Here is a 4,481-nt window from a genome sequence, read left to right on the forward strand (position 1 = left end):
CAAACAGAATGCTATCGCTGCATAGTTGAACAGTGATGTTCAGCAGTGTTCAGCGTAAATGTATCAGAACTTGTCCGAACTATTCCCTCTGGAGAGCCATGAACTGGCAACACCTCTTCACTCGCGCTTTTTGGGCGGCGACCCTCGCCAGCTTGTGCCTGCCGGGAGCGGTTCTGGCCCAGGCTAACCTGCGGGAGCTCCCTCCGGACTTGGCGGAACAGCTCACCACAGAGCAAATTTTGCAAGCCTGCGCCAACAACCAAGCAGATACTTTGCCCAGCCCTTTCCCGGATGTGGTGCCAAGCGATTGGGCCTACAAGGCAGTGCTTACCCTCTACTACTGTGGAGCCTACCGAGGGGCCATTCCACCGGAGCAATTCCGGCGCTACTTGGAGCAACAACGGGGATCCCAAACTTAGGTGGGCCTGCACCTCAAGCCGGATACATCTCCTGGATGAGGTGGGCATAGCGCTCAGCCACCGGGTTGCGCTTGATCTTCAGGGTCTGGGTCATAAGGCCGTTTTCCACGCTCAGCGGCTCCGGCAAGAAGCGAAAGTCGCTGACCTGCTCGTCGGGCCGGTAGCCAGGGCGTTCTTGGATGCGGCGGCGCACCTCCTGCAAAATCAAGGTGCGGGTCTGGGGCTGGGCCAGCAGCTCGGCATCCTCAGCCGGGATCCCTTGCTCGGCAGCCCAGGCTTTGAGGGCATCGAGGTTGGGGTAGATGAGGGCAGCCAATTTTTTTTGGTCTTGCCCGACGATCACGATCTGACTGATGTAAGGAGACTGCAGACAAGCATCTTCCAGCGGCTGGGGCTCGATGTTCTCCCCATTGAGTAGGACAATGACATCCTTGGCTCTGCCGGTGATCACCAGTTGCCCGTCGGGGGTGAGCCAGCCCAGATCCCCGGTTTCAAACCAGCCGTCGGAGCTGAGCACCTTGGCGGTGGCTTCGGGGTTGTTGTAATAGCCCATCATCACCTGCGGGCCACGGGCCAGGATCAACCCCTTTTGGCCGGAGGGCAGGGGCTGTCGGGTTTCAGGATCCACAATGCGAAACTCCGTCCCCGGCAAAGGGAGGCCAGCCGTACCGCGCACATTGTTGTTTGGACGCCGCGCGCACAACACCGGCGAAGTTTCGGTGAGGCCGTAGCCATTCAAGATGGAAATGCCCACCACCTCGTAGAACAGATCCAAGTAGGCAGGCAGGGATCCACCGCCGCTGATGGCATGTTGAAAATTGGGGCCCAACGCCCGTCGTACCTTGCGGTAGATCAGCACATCGGCCAATCGGTGCAGGGGCCAGAGCAGCCAATGTTGCAGGCGAGCCTGCAGGCGCACCCAGGGGCTGACTCCGTAATGCAAAATCGACTGGTTGCGAGCTATCCGTCCAGAGAGCACATACCTCTCACTCACGGCCATCAGAGCGCGGATCAGCCGCTGCATCAGGGGGCTTTTCTCTTTGAATTGCCGTTGGATCCCTTCATAAACGGTTTCCCAAATCCGCGGCACTGCCACCAGAAAATGGGGGTGCTCCTGTTGGAAATCTTGTTTGATAAAGCGAGGGCTGGTATAGACCAGCATGCAGGCACGGCTGAGGAGAAAATACTCGCAAGCCCGCTCATAAGAGTGCCAAGTGGGCAGAATGGTCAACACCTTATTCCCCGGTTGTGGCTGTACGACCACGCCCAAGTTCTCCACCTGGTGCATCAGGTTGCCGTGGCTGAGCATCACCCCCTTGGGCCGACCGGAGGTGCCGGAGGTGTAGATGATGGTGGCCAGTTGGGATCGCTCCAGCTTTGGGGGTTGGTAGGTGTGTTCCCGACCCTTTTGCAGCCATTGGGAAAAGTTCAGCACCCCTGCTTCCTGCTCATCGGAAAGCAACAGCAGCCGTTCCAGGCCCAGCTCCTGCACATCCGGCCGGATCCGCCTCAGGGTCTTCAGATCCTGAGCAATCAGGGCCGTGCTACCGGAGTGGCGCAAGATGTAGCCCAGCTCACTGGGATCCGCCACAGCGCTGCGGGGCACATTCACAGCTCCCGTGAACATCGTGGCCAGATCGGCCATCAGCCAGCGGGGGGAGTTATCGGCAAAAATGGCCACCCGATCCCCCGGGCAAATGCCCAAAGCCTGCAGGCCAGCCGCCAGGGTTTGAATGCGGCGAAACAGCTCTCCATAAGACATCTCGAAAACTGGCTGCGCGTGGGGATCCCGTAGGGCAACCTGACCGGCAAACTCTTCCGCCAGCACTTGCCAAACGTTCAGCAGCGTCGTCTCAGGGGCAGTGGGAGTAGCAGAAGCGGCAGCAGTTGTCATAGATCTGTACCGTAAATTACGTTTACAGTCTATTAAACCCAGCCTCTCTCCCCAGGTGTCGCTAGGACAGTTCCCAGCCTGTCACCCCATTCACCATCTTCCCCTTGCGGGGAAAAGGTAGGGATCAACACTATAAAATCTTGCGCTGGCAGAACCAGGGTGGTGATTGCTCGCCCCGGCAGATTGCGCACAAAACTTTACAATTTTGATCAAACCGGATCCCATATCTCCCATGGGGATCCCGGCTGTAAGCTTTACCTGAGGCTCCAACGAAGTTCAAGAAAGCCCAGCAGAATCAAGGTAGGGGATCTTGGGGATCCCGTTTTTTCATCCTCCCATTCAGCAACAATCTCTTCATCAAGCGGTGAAGTCTTGCCGAAGGTGAGCCAGGATCGGGGTAGAGCTCTCCAGGCGCTTTTTCCCTCACCCCTGCCCCCCTTGCAACGCGAGAAATTGGGTTAACTCATCCTCTTCATGTCACGTGCAGCAAGCGTCTCCAGTCCTTCCTTCTCAGGGGGGAAGAGGGAGAGTGGAATCCATAGCCCCAAGCTCGACGGCCCAGCAGTTGCAGCGGAGAAAGATCTGAGCGGCTCATCGTTCCTGGAGGTTGTATGCCGGTGATCAACCCATTCTCATCCTTCCGGTGGAGACATTCTTCTCGCTCTCCAGCTGGGATCCCAGAAGTTGAACCTCAGCCCCCAGACGCTTCCGATCCTTTTGCTTCCCAACGGGAGCAGATGGTCAAGAAACAGCTCATCAAACGAGGGATCCGAGATCCACGGGTACTGGAAGCCATGGGAAAAGTGCCGCGTCACCTTTTTGTCCCCTCTGATCTGCGGGATCGGGCCTACAGGGATTGCCCTCTGCCCATCGGCTATGGCCAGACCATTTCTCAGCCCTATATTGTTGCTTTTATGACAGAAGCTGCTCGCCTCACGCCTGAATCGGTGGTGTTGGAAATCGGCACCGGCTCCGGCTATCAGGCGGCTGTTTTGGCAGAGCTGGCCCGGCAAGTGTATAGCCTGGAGCGTCTGTCCCCATTGGCTGCTCAAGCTCAACAAACCCTCGCTGCCCTGGGCTATCGCAACGTGGAAGTGCGTCAGGGGGATGGCTACCAAGGTTGGCCAGAGCATGCTCCCTACGATGCCATTCTGGTGACGGCAGCGCCCCCAACTGTGCCCATGGTGCTGCTGGATCAACTGGCGGTGGGGGGCACCTTGGTGGTGCCGGTGGGAGAAAGCCCTTCGGACTCCGGTGCCCAGGGATCCCAGTCCTTGCTGATCCTCTGCAAAACAGCCCAAGGATGGGTTCAAAAAGGGGCTTTTCCGGTGCAGTTTGTGCCCATGGTCTAGGGTTTTGCCCCCTCTACTCCTGCCAAAAGGTGGGCGCGAATTTGCAAAGCCAATTGGGGACGGTCGGTAATCAACCCTTGAACAACGGGATTTTGTCCTACTGAGCCGGCAAATGGCTGCAAGCACAACTTCATCACTTCAGGATCGTTCACCGTCCAAACGTACAGAGGGATCCTGGCCTGTTCAGCTTCAGCCAAGAACTGCAAGTTCACCCAACTGTAGTGGGGGGCCAGAAAATCCGCTCCCAACTCCCGGCAACGGGTAAGTAAAGATCCCTTGGCTTGCTCCTCAGCCTTTGCCTCGATCAACAGGCCAACCTTGGGTTGCGGGGACAAAAGCGTTTTAACCCGCTGCACCACCTGAGGCAAAAAAGAGGTGATCACAAATTCTTCGGGGGTCAAAATATCGCTAACGAGGGCAAGGACTTGTTCCTCATAGCCTGCTTCTTTGAGTTCGATATCGAAGGTGATCTTGCCCTTGATATGTGACAGGGTCTCTTCAAGAGTGGGAATCGTGGGTTTGCGGGCCCGAATCTCGGCCCAAGTTAATGCGGCCAAAGGCTGTCCATCCAAATCGGCATCGTGAACAACCAGTGGGATCCCATCTCGGCTACAGCGCACATCCAGCTCAATTTGGTCGGCCCCCACTTCAACAGCAGCAGCAAAAGCGGCCAACGTGTTTTCCTCGGCGTGGGTGTGCTCCCCACGGTGGGCGACAATCTGGGTGTAGGGGAGCATGTCAGCACCTGTAAACTACCCGACACCAACCGCTAGGCGGTACGGAGCGGGCTTTTAGTAGCCCTGCAGTTAGCAAGCC

At 57.4% G+C, this 4,481-nt stretch carries 4 protein-coding genes; 2 read left to right on the forward strand and 2 right to left on the reverse strand.

From position 1 onward, the window contains the following. The first annotated feature begins 98 nt into the window (after positions 1 to 98). The gene (locus NW840_RS01295) at positions 99 to 419 is read left to right on the forward strand and encodes a hypothetical protein (RefSeq protein ID WP_414341908.1); all 321 of its coding nucleotides are present in this window, start codon (positions 99 to 101) and stop codon (positions 417 to 419) included. A gap of 13 nt (positions 420 to 432) precedes the next feature. On the opposite strand, the gene NW840_RS01300 is transcribed toward NW840_RS01295, so the two are convergent. After that, positions 433 to 2,313 (reverse strand): AMP-dependent synthetase/ligase, encoded by a 1,881-nt coding sequence (locus tag NW840_RS01300; RefSeq protein ID WP_414341910.1) that lies wholly within the window; start codon positions 2,311 to 2,313, stop codon positions 433 to 435. A 611-nt stretch (positions 2,314 to 2,924) separates the two neighbouring features. On the opposite strand from NW840_RS01300, the gene NW840_RS01305 reads away from it, so the two are divergent. Beyond that, complete coding sequence (locus NW840_RS01305; protein WP_414341912.1) at positions 2,925 to 3,665, forward strand: protein-L-isoaspartate(D-aspartate) O-methyltransferase; 741 nt, start codon at positions 2,925 to 2,927, stop codon at positions 3,663 to 3,665. Here NW840_RS01305 and NW840_RS01310 read toward each other — a convergent pair. Continuing rightward, positions 3,662 to 4,402: a glycerophosphodiester phosphodiesterase gene (locus NW840_RS01310; RefSeq protein WP_414341913.1), complete on the reverse strand. Its 741-nt coding sequence runs from the start codon at positions 4,400 to 4,402 to the stop codon at positions 3,662 to 3,664. The genes NW840_RS01305 and NW840_RS01310 overlap by 4 nt on opposite strands. Positions 4,403 to 4,481: the final 79 nt, after the last annotated feature.

This window comes from Synechococcus sp. R5-13 (genome assembly GCF_047462015.1).
GTDB lineage: Bacteria > Cyanobacteriota > Cyanobacteriia > Thermostichales > Thermostichaceae > Thermostichus.